Here is a 24510-nt window from a genome sequence, read left to right on the forward strand (position 1 = left end):
ATTATTTTACCGTTTTTTTACATCATTTAAATAAAAAAAATTTTACAATACTAAAAAATAAGATAATACTTATATTACTTATTAAAAAGCCCTATATTTTTTCTTACTTGATTTATGTAAACCTAAATAAAAAACCCAAGAAAATCCTTATTTAAAGGGCTTCTTCACGATTAAAAAAAAAATACAACTTGACATTTATGTCATAAAAAAATATCTAATTATTTATCAAACAGATTGTTTAACACTTCTTAGCTTAAGAACTATAACAATAGCTTAAAATGAAAAAACAACCCAAAAATCAACATCTTTAAAATTGATTTTTGAGTTATTTTCATGTTTTCAAACTACATAGTGTAATTTAAATTTATTTTTCTTTTCGGCGTTTACCCACACTCATTCCTAAAGCAGCTAACATCGTCACAAATCCTAATGTCGCAACATCTGAGGAAGTAGCTCCAGTATTAGGTAATCGTTCAGATTTTTTTCTATTTACAGTGCTAAGAGTCAAGATCTTTTCTTCAAGTTTTTCTACAGTTGGTAGATTCTGAAGTTGTCCCTTAGGATTTGGTATAGGTTCAACAGTACTCGCCAGCACCGAACCTCTAAACTCCGGTACTTCTAATATAGTTGGTCTTTCTGAAGGAACCCCTCCTTCAAATTCTGGTACTTCTAAAACGGGCGGCTCCTGTGATGAAACACCCCCGTTATACTCAGGCACTTCCAATACTGGCGGTTCTATCGGCGATACTCCTCCTTTGTATTCCGGAACTTCCAACACTGGTGGTTCTACTGGTGACATCCCACCTTCATATTCCGGAACTTCTAATATAGGTGGTTCTACCGGTGACACTCCTCCTTTAAATTCCGGAACTTCCAACACCGGAGGTTCTACCGGTGATACTCCTCCTTCATACTCTGGAACTTCATTTATCGGTGCATCTGACGGAACTTGCCAACTCGGTTTTACAGGAGTATCATAATCATATTGATAGACTACTGTCGTCATGCCTTCTACTACTTTTCCTGTTTCTTCAGTTACATTGCTAAACTTAGTTGAAACTGGATAAACTCCATGGTATTTATATGTTTTACCATCTGCTGTTTTTATTTGTTCAACTAATTTTTCTTTTGTATTATAATCTTGTGCAGTAAACTCCCTAACCACTTCTCTAGTCGATACTACCTTATCTCCTGATTTTGTAGTATATGTGTAAGTTGTTCTTAAAACTGCTTCTTTCACCAATGTTTCAGCTGGTTTTATCTCGTTTCCTTCAGCATCAACATACTTAACTACTACAGATCCTACTACTTTTTTTTCTGTAGGCTTAGGATCTTCTTTACTCACTAAACGATAAATATAAGTAACCTGTGTTTTTTCTTTAGCTATTATTCCTTCTTCAGGTTCAGATCCTTCTTTTATTCCTACATATTCATAAGTAAATCCTGTTTTATCACCTATGATTGTTTTATATCTCTTCTCAGTTACATCGTATGTTGGTTCTAATTTTTCTGTAACTTTCTCTTCTCCTACTTTCGTAGCACCTGAAAGAACATCATACGTTTTCACTTTTTCATAAGGAACATCAGATACAACAGCTTCTGACTCTTTTAGGATTTCCCCTGACTCAGATTCATAGTTTACATTCACAGATCCTACTTTTGTATTTTCAATTTTCACAGGTGCATCAGATAGTTTTGTAGATAATCTATAATAATGATTTACAACTGTTTCCGCCTCTCCCATTACTTTATAAGCACGAACAGGAGTAATAACCTCTTTAACTTTGTAATTCGTTTCTTCTTTAGTTTTTATATCTTTCTTAGTTAATTCCATCTCATTTGTAGTTGAATTTTCATTAACAACATTAATATTACTCAAATCATCTGAAATTGCCACTGTACCTTTATTTGCATAAACAGAGTCTTCTCTTGTTTCTACTTCAGGATTAACCTTTTCCCAATCGCTGTAATGTTCTGATTCTGCATCTTTATGGTAAGAGAGTGTATAACCTTCTCGTATCCCTCTGTCAAAGCTAAATTTTAAATAATCATTCTTCGTTTCTGTCACATTTTTATGATTGTCATACATATCAACAATTCTTTGAGTAGAATTCACTAGGACAGATAAATCGTTTAATACGTTTTGTCCTTCCTCAATATGTGTTCTTAATTTTTTAAGAGCTTCTTTATTTTGTTGGAAAAACATAATTCCACGATCAGATTCTACCGCTATATCAATGTTATTTTGTTTAATCATTTCTATTGTACTAGCGATATTTTCATCAAGCTTAGTTTTTTTCGCTTGAATGACCTGCCTTTCCGCATCACTTTTTGAATTTCGACTGAAATATTCTAATATACCATATACTTCAGAATGCATAACCTCTAAAATTTCTCTTAGAGATTCTTTTCTAAAGTCATGAACTTTCGGATCAGTTATACCAGGAGGATAACTTTTTGAACTGTTTGAGTAAAATAAAGTAGTCTCATTATTAAATGTAACCTTACCATCATCTGCCGTTCCGAAGATTTTATCCTCTCCTATCGTTGTGTAGTCCCCAGTTAGCGGTTGATCCCAAAATGCATAAGATGGATAGCCCTGAATTCCTTCACCTCTGACATACGGATCAGTTTTATTATACTCCGGCTTCGCAGCGATTTTTTCTCTTCTATATTGTACTGTATTAACAGTTCTTGTCCCACTACCGTGAGCATATGTATCTCTATCCATCACAAGAATCGTATCACCTTCTTTAAGAGTTACATTTTCCTTAGTAAAATCTTTTGCCACCCCTTGACCATTTTTCCATTTCGCAACTGCATCTTCATCACTAGATACCCCGCTAGCTTCTACGAATTTTCCATAATGTCCATCTGAAGTTTCTTCCACTAAATACACTTTTCCTGTAATTTTTCTGTAGTTAATTTCTCCTAGATTATTGTGCATTCCCTCCGGAGATACCGGAGCTTCTATATCATTGAATGTAGTTTTTTTATAAGTTGCTTTGTTTTCGCCTACTACTTCTGAACGAATCCATTTGTATTCTTTATTGTTAGCTTGAATTACCGCTTCTTTACCTGTATCTTCATCAATAGTGCTACCTGTCTTTTCTACAGTTGATTCGCGATAATCTTTTCCATCTGTATCGTACGCAATTCCTTTTTTATCATAAGGTGTCGATACCGTTCCTTCTTCTCCAGCTACTTTTTTCGAATCTTTAAGTTTTGAACTATCGTCTTCTAATAGGTAATTAACCGTTGCATTAGACTCGAATTTTACAGAGTCTGTACCATCGGCATCTCCTGTATTTTGATTCGCTTTAGCAGGTCGATTATATCGTATATCAGCTACCGCATCAACAGTTACTTTTTTCGCAGGATTTTGATCATCTGTGAAAGTCGTTTTTGCACTCGATGAAACTTTTTTAAATTCACTTACAAGCGTTGTTTCATTCTGTCCGCCAGAACTTACATTGGCAGATGCAGTTCCACCTCCAGCTAACATCGCTATACCTAGAATCGTTATCGCTCCAATTAATTTCGAATCTGTTCTTCCATCTTTGTATTTTCTTAGTGAAAATTTCTCTTTTTTGATGTTTTTAAACATAATTTTCCCCTTTTCTCTGTTCAATACATTATTTTTCGTTATACAAAATCACTAAAACTGAATTTTAGATACTTTAAGAATAACTATGTAATACGGTTTCAATTTTATCATAATAAAAAGATTTTATCAAATATTCACGAATACTCTTTTGAAATATAAAATTCTGAAACATAAAATGTAACAACGCCCCTGGACTTTCATCCAAGGACGTTGTTAGTTTATACGATGAAATCGATCATCTTTTAAACTTATTATTTTTCTTTTTGGCGTTTTCTTATCGCTAACGCTATTCCTGCGATTAAAACTCCAAATCCTAATGCTGCTGTATTAGATGTTTCGCTACCTGTGTTCGCTAAACGTTTCACCTGCGTAGTTACTACAGGTTTAACTGATTCTACTGCTTTTTCAGGAGCTTTTGGAGTTGGTTTTACTTCAGGCATTGGTTCCAGTTTAGGTGCTGGTATTGGTTCTAGTGTTGGCTCTGGATGTGGCGCCGGAGCTGGTTCTTCTGGAATCTTAAGCTCTGGTTTGTCCACGATTGGTGGATCTAACGGAACTACTCCTCCTTCATACTCTGGAACCTCTACTTGTGGAGCACCTATTTGCATTACATATTGGTAAACAATAGTAGTAACCCCTTCTTTAACTAAACCTTTTTCCTCTACAGTATTTTTAAACTTATCTCCTGCCGGAAGAACACGTCTCAATTTGAATGTCACTCCGTCTACCTCAATAGTTTCAGGAGCTGTTACAGAGTATTCTTCTCCTGTAGCTTTGTATGTAGTTTCTTCTTTATCACCAGTAGTTGTAGTTGTCGCTTCAGCTACAATTACATTGTTCTTAACTACTACATCATCTGCAAGGAAGTTTTCATTAATATCTACGAATTTAACAACAACTTTTCCTTTTTTGTCTTTAGCGTAATCACGTACACTATTTGGTTTGTTTTGAGTATATTTAACTACAACCGCTGAATCTTTTGATTCATGTGTTACAGTTAATTCATCTACTTTAGCTTTATCTACAGTATAATCTTTAATTTCCGGTGATACTACTTGAGGTAGTTTTTGTTCTGGAGTCCAGCTTGCTGTGTACGTCACTTCACCTGTTCTACTGTTGATCTCTGCAGTTCTCGTGAAGCGAGCTGTTTGGTTAACTGGTGCACTTGCTTCTTGTCCTGCTTTTGGTCCACTTTCATAAACATAAGTAATATTACGTTTCACTTCTGTTAATAGTCCTAGATCTTTGTATGTACGACCTTTTGGATCGTTAGGGATTTTATCCTCTGGTTTTGGAGGAGTATTCTCTCCTTCGTTAGGTTTAGTTGGATCTACTGGAATTAAGTAGTCGTATCGGTAAACAACTGTTGTAGTTCCTACTTTTACCTTACCTGTTTCTTCTAATACGTTATTATATTTATCAGAAACTTCATATACACCACTGTATTTATATTTCTTACCTTTAGCTTCAATAACATCTTTACGGCTTGCTACAGTGCTATATTCTTCATTTGTAGCTGTATAAGTAGTTTCTTCGCGATCAGCATAAACTTTTGTCGATGCTTTTTCAACAATAACACTATCTTTAACAGTAACTGCAGTGTCGATTTCATTTCCTTGACCATCAACATATTTAACAACTACAGATCCTTTTTTATCTTTTGCTGCATCATGTTCGATAATTTCTGGATTTTCACGATATTTAACAACTTCACTACTATCTTCAGAATCATGTGTTACTGGTAATTCCGCTACTTTTTCTTTATCAACTGCATATTTATCGATTTTTGGCGATACTACCTCAGCAAGTTTTTGTTCTTTAGTCCAGTCACTTGTGTACTTCACTTCACCTGTTCTACTGTTGATTTCGGCAGTTCTTGTGAATCTTGCATTTTGATTAACAGGTGCACTTGCTTCTTGACCTGCTTTTGGTCCATTTTCATAAACATAAGTGATGTTACGTTTCACTTCTTTTGCTAGACCTAAATCTTTGTATGAACGATTTTGTGGATCGCTAGGAATCTTATCTTCTGGTTTTGGAGGAGTGTTTTCTCCTTCATTCGGTTTAGTAGGATCTACTGGAATAACATAATCGTATTGGTAAACAACTGTTGTAGTTCCTACTTTTACCTTACCTGTTTCTTCTAATACGTTATTATATTTATCAGAAACTTCATACACTCCACGGAAGACATATTTTTTACCATCTTTATTGATTGTGTCAACTTTTTTCTCAGCAGCATTGTAGTTTACATCATTTTCTGTTACTTCGTCACGTGTTGATAGTACAACATCACCTGATTTAGTAGCGTATGTTTTCGTTGTTTTTACAACTGCATCTGTCACTACATTTTCTGGATCTTTGATTTCATTACCATCAACGTCTACATATTTAACAACTACCGATCCTTTAGTTTCTTTTAATGTCGGTGTTGCATCTTCTTTTTTATCTAACACATAACTGTAGATAACGTGTTTTTCACCTTCAGTTACGTCTCCTGTTACTGGGGCTGAGTAAGATGTTGGTGCTACATATTTATATACTAACCCTGTTGCTTCATCTTTTAGCGTTGGGTATTGTTTATCAGTAGTGTCATATTTCTCAGTAACTGCTCGTTTTTCTTTACGTTCAGACACTTTTACACCTTTTGAGTAAGTTACATAAGTATCTTCATACTCAACTGGCACTTTATCTTTTACAACTTCTGTTTCTTTTAATGTTTTTAACGTTCCATCTTCGTTGATCACAACGTGTTTCACATCAACAGAACCTGTTTTTGTAACTTCTGATTTAGACGGAGTTTTCTCTTCTTCGCTTACTAGACGGTATTCGTAAACAACTTCTGTTGTCCCTTCTACTACTTTCCCACTAGCAGCTGGAGATCCTTGTTTTAGACCTACATACTCGTATGTAAATCCAGTATCAGCATCTACTAATGTTGGATATTGTTTTGGAGTTGTATCGTAGTTTTGTTCTACTGTTGCGATATCAGTACGCTCATCAACTTTTGTTTCACCTGAATATAGACTTACGATAGTTTTTGTTTCAAGTGTAACATTATCTTTATCAGTTTCTGATTTTAATTGTTTTCCATCAGTAGTGACATACTTGATAACGACACTACCTTGTTTAGTAGCTGTTGCAGTACCCGCTTCTTCTTTTGTAATCTTCAAGTTATAGTAATGAGTTACAACTGGTTTTTCTTCACCCATTACTTTATAAGCACGGATCGGCGTGATGATTTCTTTTTTAGTAAATGTTGCTGATTCAGTTGTTTCTGTACGTGTTCTTGTTCCATTATCACCACTTATGATGTATTTATTTTCAGCAACAGTTTCTGTTGGAATATACTTCTCATCTGTTACTTTAGCATCTCCTGTAACTGTTACTGTACCATCCGCAGTAATTTCAACTTTACCTTTGTTAACTAAAGTAGTTACAGTCGTTTCCTTATCAGGTTCAGTTTCCTCTAATGGAATATCGACATCTGGCTTACCAGTATAGACAGTGTACTCTTTAATATTTTTAGTCGTTTCTACATCGATATAAGCATGTGGCGTATAATCATCAGGAGAATATTTATATACTGTAGTCGTGTGAATTTCTCGATACCTACCATCTTGCAGTTCTGTAGTATCTGTTTTAGCTGCAGTAACCGATACTTCTCCAATAATTTTTGGAAAACCTGCTAAAATATCTTTAAATTTATCAATGGAAGCAGATGAGATAAATCCAGTATTAACGTCTATAGGAGCATGCAGCACGAATTCCCCAGCATGCTTCCCTGTTTTTATCAACCCTAGTTCCAATTTTCCAGATTGGATATCATCTTCTAAAGTTTTTAGATGTGCATCTAAACGTGCTTTAGCTGCTTGCACTTTCTCTCTTTCAGTTGCATCTGTCGCTTTGCCTTCTAAGAATTCTAAAGCTTTATAATTAGCAATTGTGTAATTTTTTAAAATATCTTTTAATGATGATTGTGACTTATTTAACCTATAATTATAACTATATTCATCACCTGTTGCTAAGTTTTTTACTTCAGACCCAGAATAACCAGTTCCAAAACCTAATAATGCATAAGTAGGATTTTCGCTAGGTGTTTTTTCAATATCATCAGCAGTCCCATAGATTCCATCTGGACCAGGTAAGAAGTAGTGATTAGCTCTATAATTATCAAAAGTATAGTCATCGATAATATAAGTTGAGAAAGGGTCTCTGTTTTTCTTAGTTATTTCTGTACTGCTCATCGCAGAGAAAGAAATTGTTCCTTTTTTAGTTTTTGTAACAGATTTCCCTTCACCTACTGCATAAGTATCTTTATCAAGAACAAGAACTGTATCTCCTTCTTGAAGTTTTACATTAGCTTTAGTGAAATCTTTAGCTGTAGCTTGACCAGCCTTCCATTTTGTTACTACATCTTCATCACTAGACACACCGCCATCTGCCACAACATACTTACCGTATTGACCATCAGCTGTTTCTTCCACAAGATAGACTTTACCTTTTGTTTTTGTATAGTCGATTTCTCCCAGTTTATTGTGCATTCCTTCTGGAGACACTGGAGCCTCGATATCGTTAAAATGCGTTTTATCATAAGTAAGTTTATCAGAACCTTCTACTTCAGATTTTCCAGCGTACTCATAAACCTTACCATTCGCTTCTACTGTGTCTTTTTTACCAGTATCTTTAGACACAACAGTTCCTGGTTGAGTTACAGTTGATTCACGGTAGTCTTTACCATCTGTGTCATAAGCTAGACCTTTTTTATCATAAGGAGTTTTTACAGTACCTGTTCCTACTTCTACTGTGTCTGATTTTAGTAATGATTTATCAGAATCAAGTTTATAATTTACAGTTGCTTCTGATTTAACATTTAGAGTGTCAGTTCCATCAGCATCACCAGTATTGCTGTTAGCTTTTGTTGGTTCAGCAGTTCCTTTTTCTAACACTGCATCTACTTTTACAGTTTTTGTTGCATCTTTATCATCCGTAAAAGTTGTGGCTGTCGTCGAAGCTACTTTCGATGTATCAGTCACCATTGTTGCCATATCTGTTCCATTAGAGCTTACGTTAGCTAAGGCAGTTCCACCACTAGCTAATAATCCCATACCAACTAATAGTGTTGCACCTATTAGTTTCGAATCGGTACGTCCATCTTTATATTTTCTTAACGAAAATTTTTCTTTTTTATTATTTTTAAACATAACCTTTCCTCTCCGTTTCTTCAGAACATATAAGCGCGTTAATTTCAGTATAATAATATAAAAAATCAACAATAATTACTTTTGTTTCAAAAATAAATTATATTAGTTAGTATTTCATTAAATCTCCTAGTTATTTTTTCAGAATAACTCTATGTAAACTTGCTTATACATTCATAGTCTATCAACTAAATTTTATCATTTTCAGAAAAGCTAGTCAATTATTTAAACGTGATTCTATCAATATATTTAACACATTCTTTTTCATTTGAAATATATTATCAACTTCTAGACTATAGATTTTTCAAAAAAATGAAAACAATGAAATAATATGTAAATTACATCTAGTCTATACTAATATAAAATTGAAAATTTCGAAAATCTATTTTCAAAAATATAAAAATATCTTCCTGGATTTTTACCAAGAAGATATTAAGTCAACATATATTTATTTACTTTTTAGACACAACAAGTATCTTTTTACTATAGTTTCAATACTTTCTTATAGTGTTCTATCGCCTTACTCTTCACATATTCTCTAGCAAAAGCAGAAGACTTATATTCACCTTTCTGCTGATATTCCACAAGAAGTTCTAACAATTCATCAAAAGAACTGAAGGTTTTCATGTTTTCGCAGATACTTGCGTAATATCTATGACCTAAATCGACATTAGAAAGCAGACAGACTAATCCTTTCGAAGATGCTTCTACCGCCGAGTTGGCGAAGCATTCACTTAAGGAACAAGATAAATAACCTTCATGATTTTCATACGGTACTTGTTTTACAAACCCTGCAAATTTAACATTATCTGGTAAGTTATCCTTGGTATATCCATCTGGTAAGTTACCGTAGATTGTAAGTGTACTATCCGGTGTTCTTCTAAACGCTTCAATCGCGACCTCGCATTTTTTTATAACCGTCATATTACCAACTATACACCAATCTTTTACAGTTGTATATACTTCTTCTTCAACTTTTTCTACATAGACAGGAGGAAGAAATCTTACCTTGTCACTTCCTAATCTTTCTTCTAAAACTGGGCTTGCTACAACATTAGTGCACCAATTTTGCAAGACAAACTTCATGAATGGCGCAAGAATATTATAATGCGTATAAGCAAAAAGCTCTCTACTTGTATTTTGGAAAAACTTCCTTAGTTGTAGAGGATATTCATTAACCATATCTATAATGAATCTATCATTGACAGTTGAATTTTCCGCAAGGTATTCACTCACCAATTGCCATTGCGACATTATCGCACCAGTTTCTTTTATGTGATACTTATGATAATTCTCAGAAACATCACCTTCTAATACTACTCCATTTTTATTAAAAAGAATAAATCTATCTTCTTTAGGGATATATTTATACAATAGTTGCGAAGTATAACACTCTACAGTTCCATCTTTGTAGTGAACTAAACCTACATAACCTTCTTTAGTGTATTCCACTTCTAAAACATCCTCTAAATTTTCTAGAAAACTTTTATCTACGCTAGGTTTATCCCTTGCTATATCTGATTTTTCAAAAATTACATGATAGAAGTTTTTGAACCCTAGGTTTTCAAGAGTCTCTACAAAATTCGGTACAAAATTAGTCAGATTCGTTATGACTAACTTCTGCTCGACACCTATTTCATCAAAAATTTTTTGCCTTGCTAGTTGACTACTCTCGAAACCATAGATAGTGTAAGGAACCCCTTCTTTTATCGTAAATACTTTAACCATTTCCTACTCCAATACATCTTCTAATCTTAAACCGCGACTCTTCGCAAGTCTACTTCTAAACATCATACCTTTATCATCTTCTTCAGGAAGACCATAGTAGGCAGTCAGTGTATTCATCACCATCGCATTATCTTTAGTTACCATACGCGCCCACAGGTGCCAATCTTCAAAACCATCACACTCTGGATCATACCCACCAGCTTCTATAACTGCAGATTTCTTATAAATTACAGTAGAGTGATTGAACATATTTTTATAGGCTAACTTAAACCATAGTTCCTCTCCTGAAAGGTTATTGAAATTATTTCTTTTAATACCACCTTGCAACTTAGTTTTATCAGCTTCAACTTTCGAACCAATGATATCTAACTTGTCGTTTAACTCTAATTCATTAAGAAGAAAATCTAAATGCCAAGGCATCCATTCATCATCGGAGTCCTGCCTTGCGATATACTTCGCAGTCGCTAACGAAATCCCCGCATTAAGACCTCTCGATATACCTCCATGAAGAACTTTGTGATAAACTACTCTCTCATCATTTAAATATTTTCTACATACTTCTTCAGTCCCATCACGCGATCCATCATCAACAATAATCAACCGGAAGTTTTTATGAGTTTGATTCAAAACCGATTCGATTGCGTTACCGACAGTTTTTTCACGATTATAAACAGGCATGACGATGTCTACCACTGTATCCGATAAAGGCAAATCTGTCGATTCAATACCGTAATTACTTAGAATTTCCACCTCATTGGTTGTTAAAAACGTTCTGAAACAATGAACACTTACACCAGGAATATCTCTTACAAGAAGTAGGGAGGTAGAATAAAAACCATAAACCTCTACATTCTCATAGTTAGACAATAGGTCGTAAATTTCTTCTTCAAAGCATTTATCTGACTGGATAATCTCAGCATTTTCTAAATTTACTGAAACACGTGGATGAGCATAGTACAATACATCCTCAAGCATCTCTAAGGCCTTCTGCGTCAGTTTTTCTGTAATTTTTATGTCTTTTTCATCTATATAATTACCAAGTGCCTGCCCTAAAAAGACCTTAAATGTTTTCCCATTAGTTGCTCTAGTGAAATCTTTTGGGTTAATATCGAAAGGCATTTTTATTAATTTTTCAGTTGGGAATACGGTGTTTGTATCAAATATTGTATAGTGACCTTGAGATAAGCTTATAACCTTAGCTAGAGTTATTTCATTTGGTCCAACTACTCTATCGGTATAGCGAGTGTACATATTCGGCGAAATAATAGAGGTACTACCATCATCAAACGTAAATAATCTCATAAAATTAGGATTAAAGATCATGTGTGCGACCGGATTATCTAAACTTGCTAGATAAAACTTGTCAATCTTGATATTTGCTAATTTTTCTCTAAGTTCACTAGCCCACTCTTTATTATCAATAAATAAAGTATCTTCGCAAAACTCCTTCATTTTCTCAGCGTATATTTTCTGCCTATTATCATTAGACATTTTCAAATATATTCCAAAAAACTTCTCACCTATATCCTTAGCAACCTCACGTGCAACTAAGACTTGAAATGGTGAAGTACAAAAAATAATATTCATACACTATACCTCTCTATTAACCACTCTATTAGGCATTAAAAACTACGCCAAAAAGCCTGTTTCTTTCATAATTATAAATATTTTATCACGTGGAAAATTTCTAGTCAAATGTGGTAGGTGGGGAGTACCAAGAGAATAGTGTGATTTTTGAAAGTTTATATATTAGAAATAACTATGCTTATGTAAACAAAGCGTACATCTCAGTAGAGATTATTATTATATTTTAGACTATGTAAATAACAATACGACTTCTGCACAACATATAAATCCAAAAAGAAAGCACCCTCGAAAATTATCAAGAGTGCTTTCAAGCCATTTATTTTATTACTTACTATTTTGTCTTTATGATTTTATTTATTATATGTTTTTTTATTTTATTTTTCTTTACGACGTCTTGCCGCTGTAAGGAGTCCAGCAATTGTTGCTAGTCCTAATCCTGCTAAGCCAGTGTTAGTTTCTGTTGTTCCAGTGTTTGCTAATCTCTTAACTTGAGTATTTGCTTTTGGTTGAACTGGAGTTACTTTCGGACCTTTTTCCGGAGTTTCTTTTGGAGTTTCTTTTGGTTGCTCTTGTTTTGGTTCCGGTTTCGGCTCAGGTTTTGGATCTTGGTTTGGTTGTGGTTGAGGGTTTGCCACGTAGTTGATTGGTGTATCTTGACCCGGATTTGCAGGAATATCTGGTACGATATATCCTTTAGTTGGGTCTTGTGGATCAACCGGTTTAAGTGGATTTCCATTTCCATCAACTGGAGTGTATCCTGGTACGTATGGTAATACCGGTTTGTCACTTCCTGGTTTTGTTGGATCTTGTGGATCGTTTGGATATTTAATTGGATTTGTTGGTTGTCCTGGAATGTTTGGAATCCATGATCCTAATGGTTTGTAAACATATGTTACTGTTGAACCATCTGTTCCAATCTTACCTTTAGCTTCTCCATCTACTCGTACAAGTACGTATCCTGAGATAACTTTTCCAGTTGTTGTATACTCATCTCCTACTTTTCCTTCTGTTGTTTCTGAAGGGATTAAGTCTTTTCCTTTTTCATCTACATATTTAACTACTAATTTTGCTTTGTTCGCTACGTAGTTAATTACTGTATCTTGACTTGGATCTGTTGGAATGTTTGGTACTACATATCCTTTTGATGGATCTTTTGGATCTACTGGTTTAAGTGGGTTTCCATCTTTATCAACTGGAGTGTATCCTGGTACGTATGGTAATGTTTCTGTTGGTTGTCCTGGTTTTGTTGGATCTTTTGGATCGTTTGGATATTTGATTGGGTTTGTTGGTTGTCCTGGAATGTTTGGAATCCATGATCCTAATGGTTTGTAAACATATGTTACTGTTGAACCATCTGTTCCAATCTTACCTTTAGCTTCTCCATCTACTCTTACAAGTACGTATCCTGGGATAACTTTTCCACTTGTTGTGTACTCATCTCCTACTTTTCCTTCTGTTGTCTCTGCAGGAATTAAGTCTTTTCCTTTTTCATCTACGTATTTAACTACTAATTTTGCTTTGTTTGCTACGTAGTTAATTACTGTATCTTGACTTGGATCTGTTGGAACGTTTGGTACTACATATCCTTTTGATGGATCTGTTGGATCTACTGGTTTAAGTGGATTTCCATCTTTATCTTCTGGAGTAAATCCTGGTACGTATGGTAATACTTCTGTTGGTTGTCCTGGTTTTGTTGGATCTTGTGGATCATTTGGATATTTGATTGGGTTTGTTGGTTGTCCTGGGATATTTGGAATCCATGAACCGATTGGTTTGTATGTTACTACTTCTGTAGTGTTTTCTGAGTCTGCAGTTACTTTAGTAGTTGGTACAGTTGCTTTATCAGCTAAGAATCCTTTAACTACTGGTGATTTAACTTCTGCTAAGTCTTGCGCTGGTGTCCAGTCTCCGTATGTAACTTCTCCTGTAACTAAGTTAACTTTTGCTTCACGTGTGAATTTAGCTTCTTGTGTTACTGTTTTTGGTGTTCCATCTTCGTTTAACACTGGAGTTCCATCTTCGTATACGTATGTGATTGTACGTGTTACTGTTTTGTTTAGATCTTTTTCTTCTAATCCAGATGGGTATTTAGGTCCTTCTTGGTTATTTGGATCTACTGGAGTTCCTGGTGTTTTTGGTTGATCTGGTGTTACTGTAACTACTTTAGCTTTAAGTGTTACTTTGAACTCTTGATCTGTATCTTTATCTTTATCGAACTTACCACCTTCTGGGTATGTATTAGATACTAATTCGTATCCTTTGTTTTCAAGTTCTTTGATCTTAGCTTTTACTTCAGCTTCTTTTGTTAATGGAGTTTCTGATCCACCTTCTTCAGTGATAGCGTCTACTCCTGGAATTGGGTTTCCTTTTTCATCTACGAATGTTGTTTTAGCTTTTTGAGTATCTTTTACGTAGTTGATTGGAGTGTCTTGACTTGGATCTGTCGGGATACTTGGTACTTCGTATCCTTTTGTTGGATCTTGTGGATCTACTGGTTTAAGCGGTTGTCCGTTTCCATCTTTTGGAGTATATCCTGGTACATATGGTACCACTTCTGTTGGTTGTCCTGGTTTTGTTGGATCATCTGGATTATTTGGATATTTGATTGGGTTTGTTGGTTGTCCTGGAATATTTGGAATCCATGATCCTAGCGGTTTGTATGTTACTACTTCTTTAATATTTTCTGAACCTGCAGTTACATTTACTACTGCAACACTCGCTTTATCAGCTAAGAATCCTTTAACTACTGGTGATTTAACTTCTGGTAAATCTTGCGCTGGTGTCCAGTCTCCGTAAGTAACTCCTCCTGTAACTAAGTTTACTTTTGCTTCACGTGTAAATTTAGCTTCTTGTGTTACTGTTTTTGGTGTTCCATCTTCGTTTAATACTGGAGTTCCATCTTCGTATACGTATGTAATTATACGTGTTACTGTTTTGTTTAAATCTTTTTCTTCTAATCCAGCTGGGTATTTAGGTCCGTTTGATTTGTTTGGATTTACTGGCGTACCTTCTGATTTTGGATTTTTTGGATCTACTGTAACTTCTTTAGCTTTTAGTACTACTTTGAACTCTTGGTCTGTTGCAGTATCTTTGTCAAATTTACCATTTTCTGGATAAGAGTTTGATACTAGTTCATATCCTTTATCTTCAAGTTCTGCGATTTTAGCTTTAACATCAGCTTCTTTTGTTAATGGAGTTTCTGATCCACCTTGTTCAGTAATTTCAGCTACTCCTGGAATTGCATTTCCTTTTTCATCTACAAATGTTGTTTTCGCTTTTTGGATTGCTGTATATTTAACAACATATTCGTAATCTTCATCTGTAGCTGTTGTTGCTTGCACTGGTACTTTTTCAACACTTGCGATATATCCTTCTTTTTGAGGTACTGCAAGTTCTGGAAGATCAGTACTTTGACCATTAGTTCCTTTCCAGTTAATATAAACTGGTCTGTCATTAGAGTTAATTACCGCTTTACCTTCTGCAGTTAACTTGATTGAACCTGTGTAGCTTACAGTTTGTTTTTGTGATGGGAATACTTCAGTTCCTGCTAGATCTGCAACATTATCAGCGTATACAAATTTAATTGTACGGTTTACTTCTTCTACTTTTGTTTTCTTAACATAATCATATTCTGCTGGGGTAACAAATGCAGATCCATTTATACCTTTAGCTCTTAATTCTTCTTCAGAATATAAATCTCTTGCTCTTGTCTTAGTAACACTTAGTGTTCCTTTTGTATTTTCAGCAGGGATATCTGCAAGAATGTATTCTTCTCCATTAACTTCTTTAACTAAGTCTACGGGATCATTACTTACATCATATTTATTTCCAAGTACATTAGTATAATCTTTTGAACCATCTTCACTTAAAGGAATATTCCCTGTATATCTTGTTGGTTCGAAACCTATAACTTCACCTGTCACTAAATCTTTGAATTTTCTAACAACAGCTCCTGTTGGTGGCTCACCTTGAACTTTACCGTCACCTATAACTTTCCAACCGTTTGGCACTGTAGTTGTAACATCTTCTTTTTCACCATTAATAGATTCTCCACCTGATACAGTAAGAGTTGCTGCAGTTTTATCGTTTCCTACATAACCTTCTTTAATCAATCCATTTTCATAAGTAATTTTAGAATATTCACTTGTTAAAGTTTTATCTTTTATTACTTTCTCAATACCTAAAGATTGAAGAGGCATAGAGACTATAGAATCTTCTTGAATAGTTCCTTCTGTTACAGTAAGCTCTAATTCCGTTGGTGAAATTAATCTAGGTGTTAATGTAAAACCAGTATCTCGACCATCTTGTAAAATCCATACATTGTTTTCATTAGCTCTAGCATTAGACCAACGGTTTTGCGGGCGATAAGTAATACTATCTCCTTTATTAGGGTTAATAGTTGATGCCGTATTTAATCCATTTACAAAGTTAGAACTTCCTTCAAGTTCTTTAAATTCAGTGAAATCTGCATTTGGAAGTTTAATAGTAAATTTAGATCCTACTCCATAACGAACATCTGAATCAGTTCTTAATACGATTGAATCACTTCTTCTTTTCAATTCATTGTTAAGGTAGTCCAATCCATTGTTTTCACTTAGTGATGCACTAGTACCTTGTTTTTGATAGCTAGGTTGTTGACCTTTTCTTGTATAAGTATGTTCAAGAACTATACGCCCATCAATTTTGATAGTCGCTGTATACGGAGTATCTTTTGAAATTTGTGGTGCTAAATATCCATTACCCGATAAATTACTCGCTCCAAACGACACATTCGGATAGTCTTTTACTTTATCGTTCCACTCAATGTTGTAAGTATATGTACCAGTTTCGTTAGCTACCGCTGGTTGCTCAGCAACACGCTGATCATAAGTCATACCACGTTGTGTACGTTGCGCCCAATATGGCGTAGATTTGTTATTGTTGTTCCCTGTAGTTGTTTTATAATCGATAGATTTAACTTTACCAACTACTGTTCCATCAGTCGCTCTGATTTCTGTATTTACAGCCAAACCAGCACCTAGCTCAGCTAAGTTAGTAAGTTCAATTTTTGTAATAGAACCCGCTTTAAGTGTAGATGTACTAATAGTAGTATCAAATCCCCATCCTGTAGGAGCCGTATTATCAGCATTCATCTCAACATAAGCGTTTGTTACTGCTTTAACTGTTTCTCCGTCTTTAAGAACATCTTTTCCTGTGATTTTTGAAGCAGTATCAGCTAATACTGTTTCTACCTTCCCACGGTGTCCTGCACGTTGCATTGTTACGTACACTGCTTCAATTGCTTTTTCTAATTCTTTACGTTGATTATCAGCATCTTCTTTTGTTGAAGAATCTGAGTTGAAGATATCTAATGCTTTTACGATTTCTTTTTCAGATGTCGCTACCGCTGCTTTGATTTCTGCTTTTGGAGCTTCTTCTTTAACTTCTTTTGTTGCGAATGTTGTTACAGCTTGGTTTACTGCTTTTGCTTCTGAAACTGCTTTTTCTAAGTTTTCTTTAGCTACTTTAGTTTCAGATTTTTCTTCTTTTTTAGCTTCTTCTTTTTTATCTGCTGCTTTTTCTGCAGTTTTTTCAACTTTGTTTAAGTTATTGATTGCTGCTTCTAATGCTGCTACTTGTGCATCTACTTCTTCTTGTGTAGCTGATGCTGACGCCACTAAGTCTTTAGCTTTGTTTAATTCTACTGCAGCACTTACAGTTTTAATTTGTTTGTCTTCTGATAACTCTTGTCCTGCTAACGACACGAATAAGTTATCTAATTGACTGATTTTTGCTTGAAGAGTAGTTTTATTTACTTCTTTAGCTGTTGCTTTTTCAGCTTTTGTTTCTTCTGCTTTTTCTTCTTTAGCAGATGCTTCTACTGTAGTCTCTTCTTTAACTTCTGCTTTTGGAGCTACTGCTGGTGTTTCTGCTTTAGCTACTTCTACTTTCTCTTCTGTTGCAGTTGCTTTTTCTGTAGCTGCTACTGTTGCTCCTTGTTTGTTAGTGTCCGCTGCTTGTGCTGCGCCACCTAAGAACATAAAAGCAGATGCAATAAGAACAGATGCTGTTCCCGCATTAAACTTTTTAATACCGTAGTGGTTAACTTTCTCATATTGTTTTTTATTATTCATTTTTGTATTGTTTTTACTAAACATTACCGTCTCCTTTTTCTATTAAATTAAAATTGAATAAATATAAATCATAATGACTATGTGTAACATTTTACAAAAGCAAACTTAAACGTACCTAAAATTACAACTATATTTTTTGTAATTTTTACAACTAATATTTTCATTTTAAAACACAGGAGAAATACTGTTATATCAACATTCCTAAAAACCTAAAACACCATTAACCATTGATGTATAAACAAGTTTTAAGTTTATTTCAACTTAAAGTTAAAGTTGTTATATTTTGAAAGTTATGAAAATACATTTATTAACTAATAAAAAATCTATGTTAAATTATCAATATTTATTATATTTTTACTTTAAATATAATTTAAATTTTAAAAGAAAACGTTTTATAATTTAATTAATTTCTATAGCTTTTTATTTTTTTCTATAATAAACTAATTAAACTACACATCAACGTACTTTAAATTAAAATTTTATAATTAATGTAATTTGCCTTTATACATACGAAAGCACCCTCGAAAATTATCAAGGGTGCTTTCAAGTCATTACTTTATTCTATTTTGTCTTTTATGATTTTATTTATTATATATTTTTTAGTTTTATTTCTCTTTACGACGTCTTGATGCAACAAGCATTCCAGCAAATGTCGCTAATCCTAATCCTGCTAAGCCAGTGTTAGTTTCAGTTGAACCTGTGTTTGCTAATCTCTTAACTTGAGTATTTGCTTTTGGTTGAACTGGAGACGTTTTTGGATCTTTTTCCGGAGCTTCTTTTGGTGTTTCTTTTTTATCTTGTTTTGGATCTTGGTTTTGATCTTCTTTTGGTTTGTTGTTTTCTGATTTCGGCTCAGGTTTTGAATCTTGATTTGGTTGTGGTTGAGGGTTTGCCACGTAGTTGATTGGTGTATCTTGACCTGGGTTTGCAGGAATATCTGGTACGATGTATCCTTTAGTTGGGTCTTGCGGATCAACTGGTTTAAGTGGATTTCCATTTCCATCAACTGGAGTGTATCCTGGTACGTATGGTAATACTGGTTTATCACTTCCTGGTTTTGTTGGATCTGCTGGATCGTTTGGATATTTAATTGGACTTGTTGGTTGTCCTGGGATATTTGGAATCCATGATCCTAATGGTTTGTATGTTACTACTTCTGTAGTATTTTCTGAGTCTGCAGTTACTTTTGTTGTTGGCACTGTTACTTTATCAGCTAAGTATCCTTTAACTACTGGTGATTTAACTTCAACTAAATCTTTAGCTTCTGACCAGTCTCCGTATGTAACTTCTCCTGTAACTAAGTTTACTTTTGCTTCACGTTTGAATTTAGCTTCTTGTGTTACTGTTTTTGGAGTTTTATCTTCATTTAACACTGGAGTTCCATCTTCGTATACGTATGTGATTGTACGTGTTACTGTTTTGTTTAGATCTTTTTCTTCTAATCCAGCTGGATATTTAGGTCCATCTGGGTTGTTTGGATCTACTGGAGTTCCTGGTGTTTTTGGTTGATCTGGTGTTACTGGTACTACTTTAGCTTTAAGCGTTACTTTGTACTCTTGATCTGTGTTCGCATCTTTATCGAACTTACCACCTTCTGGGTATGTATTAGATACTAATTCGTATCCTTTGTTTTCAAGTTCTTTGATCTTAACTTTTACTTCAGCTTCTTTTGTTAATGGTGTGTCTGAATCACCTTCTTCAGTAATAGCTTCTACTCCTGGAATTGGGTTTCCTTTTTCATCTACGAATGTTGTTTTAGCTTTTTGAGTATCTTTTACATAGTTGATTGGAGTGTCTTGACCTGGATTAGTTGGAATATTCGGTACTTCATATCCTTCTTCTGGATTGTTTGGATTTACCGGTTTAAGCGGGTTTCCATCTTTATCTTTCGGCGCGAATCCTGGTACGTATGGTACTTTTGGTTTTTCAGTTCCTGGTTTTGTTGGATCTTGTGGATCGTTTGGATATTTGATTGGATCTGTTGGTTGTCCTGGAATGTTCGGTACCCATGATCCTAGTGGTTTGTATGTTACTACTTCTGTAGTATTTTCTGAGTCTGCAGTTACTTTTGTTGTTGGTACTATTACTTTATCAGCTAAGTATCCTTTAACTACTGGTGATTTAACTTCTGCTAAATCTTTAGCTTCTGACCAGTCTCCGTATGTAACTTCTCCTGTAACTAAGTTTACTTTTGCTTCACGTGTGAATTTAGCTTCTTGTGTTACTACTTTTGGTGTTCCATCTTCATTTAATACTGGAGTTCCATCTTCGTATACGTATGTGATTGTACGTGTTACTGTTTTGTTTAGATCTTTTTCTTCTAATCCAGCTGGGTATTTAGGTCCTTCTGGGTTGTTTGGATCTACTGGAGTTCCTGGCGTTTTCGGTTGATCTGGTGTTACTGGAACTACACGTTCTTTAAGTGTTACTGTAAACTCTTGATCAGTGTTAACATCTTTATCGAATACTCCGTCTGTTGGGTACGTATTAGATACTAATTCATACCCTCTATTTTGAGCTTCTTTAATTTTATTAGCAACTTCTTCTGCTTTTGTAAGTTTTTCTCCATTTGTACCTGTTTCAGAAATAGGTTCATTTCCTTCTACTTGTTTAACATTACCATCTTTATCTTGGTAAACAAATGTTGTTATTGCTTTTTGAACTGGTGTATATGTAACTACTTCTTTAATGTTTTCTGAAGTGTTAGTTACTTTCACTGTCGGTACTATAGCTTTATCAACTGTGTGTTTAGCAATTTCCGGTGATTTAACTTCAGCTAAGTCTTGAGCATCTGACCAATCTCCGTATGTAACTTCTCCTGTAACTAAGTTTACTTTTGCTTCACGTGTGAATTTAGCTTCTTGTGTTACTGTTTTTGGAGTTTTATCTTCATTTAATACTGGTGTTCCATCTGCGTATACGTATGTAATTGTACGTGTTACTGTTTTGTTTAAATCTTTTTCTTCTAATCCAGCTGGATATTTAGGTCCTTCCGGGTTATTTGGATCTACTGGAGTTCCTGGTGTTTTTGGTTGATCTGGTGTTACTGGTACTACACGTTCTTTAAGTGTTACTGTGTATTCTTGGTCAGTATCAACATCTTTATCGAATACTCCATCTGTCGGGTATGTATTAGATACTAATTCATATCCTTTGTTTTGAGCTTCTTTGATCTTCGCAGCGATTTCATCTGCTTTTGTAAGTTTATCTCCACCTTTACCTGTTTCAGTTATTGGTGTGTTTCCTTCTACTTGTTTAACATTTCCATCTTTATCTTGGTAAACAAATGTTGTTTTAGCTTTTTGGATAGCTGTGTAAGTCACTACGTATTCATAATCTTCATCAGTTGGTGTCGTTGGTTGCGCAGCTACTTTTTCTACACTTGCAATATATCCTTCTTTTTGAGGTACTGCAAGTTCTGGAAGAACAGTACTTTGACCATTAGCACCTTCCCAATTAATGTAAATTGGTTTTCTATTAGCATCTACTTCTGCTTCATTTTTATTATTTACTTGGATAGTACCTGTGTAACTTACAGTTTGTTTCGTTGGTTCAAATACTTGTTGTCCTGCAAGACCTTTAACATCATCTGCGTACACATATTTAATTGTACGATTTACTTCTTCTAATTTTGTTTTCTTAACATAGTAGTAAATAACGTTGTTCACGAAAGCTTTAGCCTTCACTCCATATTTTTTTAGCTCCTCTGATGTGTAAATCTCTTCCGCACGTTTTTCACCAACATTTAAGGTACCTTTTATTCCTTTAGCTGGAACATCCACACGGATGTACTCAACACCTTTGATAGTTTTAGTTAAATCAGGAACTTGGTTTGAAACATCATATTTTTTTCCTAGGATACTCTTAGTTTCGTATCCACCTTCTTCTTTAGGCGAACCATCTCCATTATATTCAGTCGCTTCATACGCAAATTCTTCACCTGTTTCTATATCTACTAAGGTAATGATAGCGGCCCCTGTCTCAAACGGACTATTTCCTCCGGCTCCAACTTCAACTTTCCAACCGTTCGCAACTTTAGTAGTTACATTTTCTTCTCCTCCATTAAGAGGTGTTCCACCTGATACAGTAAGAGTTGCTGCCGTTTTATCTGTGTTACCTACTACACTTCCATCTTTTAGACGACCTACCTCATCGTATATAAGTTTAGAGTACTCGTCTGAGAATGTACGGTTTGTTATAACTTTTTCAACCCCAAGTTTATCTAGAGCTATTGAAACTGTTGAATCTTCTTGGATTGCTCCATCGATTACTTCTATTTCTAATTCTGTCGGTGATTTTACAGTAGCTTTTACTGTAAAGTTTGTATCACGTCCGTCGTTAAGAATCCAGACGTTGTTTGCATTAGCTTGAACATTATTCCAACGACCTGCTGGACGGTAACTTATACTATCAGCCTTATTAGTATTTGTAGCAGTATTTTTTGAACCATCAATCGTTTTAAAATATGTGAAATCATCATTTTGTAAAGTAATCGTAAATTTCGAACCTTTTCCATAACGGACATCACTATCAGTATTGATAACTACTGCATCACTCTTTCTAACACGTTCACTTCCTTTATATCCTAATATGTTATCTCCCATAATAGTAGCAGACGTGTTTTGTTTTTGTGCTGCTGATTTTGATGCTTTATGCGTATACTTATGTTCTAGAACTGGTTGTCCATTTACACTAATCGCTGCCGTGTATTCAGTATCTTTAGAAATATTAGGTGCATAGTAATCAATCGCTGTTAAGTTTTCTGCATAGAAAGTTGTTACAGCATAATTTTTCGCCTTATCATTCCATCTAATTGTGTAAGTAGTGGTTCCTACTTCATTAGGAATAGCTGGTTGTTCAGCAAGACGCTCTTCATAAGTCTTACCATCTTTCTTACGTTGAGACCAGAAGGGACTTTCTCCTCCTCTACTTCCTGCAGAGTTAGTAGTCACTTTAGATACAACTTCCCCTATAACAGTCCCATCTGCTGCTGTAATTTTTGTACCAGGTTTAAAACTATCTCCAAATCCTGTTAAGTTTTTCATTTCAATAGTAGTAGTATCACCATTTTGAGCCTGAGATGTATCGAATACTACATCAATTCCCCATGCTTTAGGTGCAGTATTATCTGCATTCATAGTTACATATGCATTGTTAACTGTTACTATTGCATTACCATTTCTGATAACACCTTTACCTGTGATAGTTTTGTCACCACTTGTTGCATCAGCTAGAATAGCTTCTACTTTCCCACGGTGTCCTGCACGTTGCATTGTTACGTACACCGCTTCGATTGCTTTTTCTAATTCTTTACGTTGTTGATCAGCATCTTCTTTTGTTGAAGAGTCTGAGTTGAAGATATCTAATGCTTTTGCGATTTCTTTTTCTGATGTTGCTACTGCTGCTTTGATTTCTACTTTTGGAGCTTCTTCTTTAACTTCTTTTGTTGCGAATGTTGTTGCAGCTTGGTTTACTGCTTTTGCTTCTGAAACTGCTTTTTCTAAGTTTTCTTTAGCCACAGCTTTTTCTGTTTTTTCTTCTTTTTTAGCTTCTTCTTTTTTGTCTGCTGCTTTTTCAACTTTGTTTAAGTTGTTTATAGCTGCTTCTAATGCTGCTACTTGTGCATCTACTTGTTCTTGTGTAGCTGATGCTGACGCCGCTAAGTCTTTAGCTTTGTTTAATTCTACTGCTGCACTTACAGTTTTAACTTGTTTGTCTTCTGATAACTCTTGTCCTGCCAATGACACGAATAAGTTATCTAATTGACTGATTTTTGCTTGAAGAGTCGCTTTGTTCACCTCTTTTTTAGCTTCAGCTTTTGGCGCTGCTTCTACTTCTTTTACTTCTGCAGCTTTTTTGGCTACAGCTGGTTTTGTTTCAGCTTTTTCCTCTGTTGGTTTTTCTGCTGCTACTTTTTCGGTAGTTGCTACTGTTGCTTCTTGTTTGTTAGTGTCTACCGCTTGCGCTGCTCCCCCTAAAAACATAAAAGCAGAAGCAATTAAAACTGACGCCGTTCCAGCATTAAATTTCTTAATACCATAATGGTTAACTTTTTCGAATTGCTTCTTGTTATTCATTTTTATGTTATTTTTACTAAACATTATCTTCTCCTTTTTCTTATTTTATAAATAAAACGTATAAAAAAAATTAAAACGATTACAGTATATATTTTAAGAACCCTTGACTTGAATATACCTAAAATTCTAACTATATTTTTTAAATTTTTTACGCTTAATTATATCATTTTTGAAAAATAAAATCAATATAAACTTTT

Annotated in this window: 6 protein-coding genes; all 6 read right to left on the reverse strand. The window is 34.6% G+C overall.

The annotated features are described in order from the left end of the window. Positions 1-364 precede the first annotated feature (364 nt). Entirely contained in the window at positions 365-3607 is a 3243-nt protein-coding gene (locus tag O5Y44_RS05765) for an SIALI-17 repeat-containing surface protein (protein ID WP_371465689.1), read from the reverse strand. A gap of 251 nt (positions 3608-3858) precedes the next feature. Further along, a complete protein-coding gene (locus O5Y44_RS05770) occupies positions 3859-8811 on the reverse strand; it encodes a mucin-binding protein (RefSeq protein ID WP_371465690.1) in 4953 nt (1650 codons plus the stop codon). A 480-nt stretch (positions 8812-9291) separates the two neighbouring features. Further along, positions 9292-10536 (reverse strand): glycosyltransferase family 4 protein, encoded by a 1245-nt coding sequence (locus O5Y44_RS05775; RefSeq protein ID WP_371465691.1) that lies wholly within the window; start codon positions 10534-10536, stop codon positions 9292-9294. A 3-nt stretch (positions 10537-10539) separates the two neighbouring features. Next, positions 10540-12123 (reverse strand): glycosyltransferase family 52, encoded by a 1584-nt coding sequence (locus O5Y44_RS05780; RefSeq protein WP_371465692.1) that lies wholly within the window; start codon positions 12121-12123, stop codon positions 10540-10542. A 374-nt stretch (positions 12124-12497) separates the two neighbouring features. After that, positions 12498-18260 carry a mucin-binding protein gene (locus O5Y44_RS05785; protein ID WP_371465693.1) on the reverse strand — a complete coding sequence of 1921 codons (5763 nt, stop codon included), beginning with the start codon at positions 18258-18260 and terminating at the stop codon, positions 12498-12500. Positions 18261-18841: 581 nt separating this feature from the next. After that, positions 18842-24337: a mucin-binding protein gene (locus O5Y44_RS05790; protein WP_371465694.1), complete on the reverse strand. Its 5496-nt coding sequence runs from the start codon at positions 24335-24337 to the stop codon at positions 18842-18844. Positions 24338-24510 lie beyond the last annotated feature (173 nt).

It is taken from the genome of Gemella sp. 27098_8_155 (genome assembly GCF_041433725.1).
Classification (GTDB): domain Bacteria; phylum Bacillota; class Bacilli; order Staphylococcales; family Gemellaceae; genus Gemella; species Gemella haemolysans_D.